The organism is Pseudomonas sp. LJDD11 (assembly GCF_024584215.1).
Lineage (GTDB): Bacteria > Pseudomonadota > Gammaproteobacteria > Pseudomonadales > Pseudomonadaceae > Aquipseudomonas.
On record NZ_JANJFL010000067.1, the window covers coordinates 1 to 1,006 of the forward strand.

At 61.8% G+C, this 1,006-nt stretch carries 1 protein-coding gene; it reads right to left on the bottom strand.

The genetic code is table 11. The features are described 5' to 3' along the window. Positions 1 to 1,006, bottom strand: a 1,006-nt coding sequence (locus tag NRB16_RS28740) for an amino acid adenylation domain-containing protein (protein ID WP_257107544.1), incomplete at both ends; no start/stop codon positions are given.

Here is a 1,006-nt window from a genome sequence, read left to right on the forward strand (position 1 = left end):
TTGCCAGCAGGTGCGCCCTCAAGGTGGCGATTTCCAGGGCATGGGCAGCGGTGTAGTACGCCACCAGACGCTTGTCGCCCGGCACGTCTTCGCGGGCAACCACGACTGCTTCATTAATTTCAGACTGATCGGTCAGGCGTGACTGAATCTCGCCCAGCTCGATCCGCAGACCACGGATCTTCACCTGGTCGTCATTACGCCCCAGATATTCGATGGTGCCATCGGCCAGATAGCGTGCGACGTCGCCGGTACGGTACATGCGGCCGTCAACAAACGGGTCATTGAGGAAACGCTCGGCATTCAGCTCCGGGCGGTTCAGGTAACCGCGCGCCACCTGCACGCCACCGATGTACAGCTCACCGACCACACCCAGTGGCACCGGTTGTTGCTGGCTGTCGAGGATGTACATGCGGGTATTGGCAATCGGCTGGCCGATCGGCGTGTTGTCCGGGGTCTGCTCCAGCGGCCCGGCGCAATCCCAGGCGGTGACGTCCACTGCTGCTTCGGTGGGGCCATACAGGTTGTGCAGTTCGCTGTGCGGCAACAGCGTCTTGAAGCGCCGCACCAGGTGGCCCGGCAGGGCTTCACCGCTGCACACCACGCGCTTGAGCGACGTGCAATCGCCCGCCTCGCCATGGGCCAGGAACACCTCCAGCATCGAGGGCACGAAATGCAGGGTGGTGATCTGCTGCTGATCGATGATCCGTTTCAAATAGGCCGGGTCTTTATGGCCCTCCGGCTTGGCCATGACCAGTTGCGCGCCAGTGATCAACGGCCAGAAGAACTCCCACACCGAGACGTCGAAGCTGAACGGGGTCTTTTGCAAGATCCGGTCTTGCGCCGTCAGGCCATAGGCGTCCTGCATCCACAGCAGACGGTTGACCACCGCAGCGTGCTCGTTCATCACCCCTTTGGGCTTACCGGTGGAACCGGAGGTGTAGATCACATAGGCCAGATTTGAGGCCGATGCATTCGCGAGCAAGCTCGCGCCTACAGGTGCTCCAGC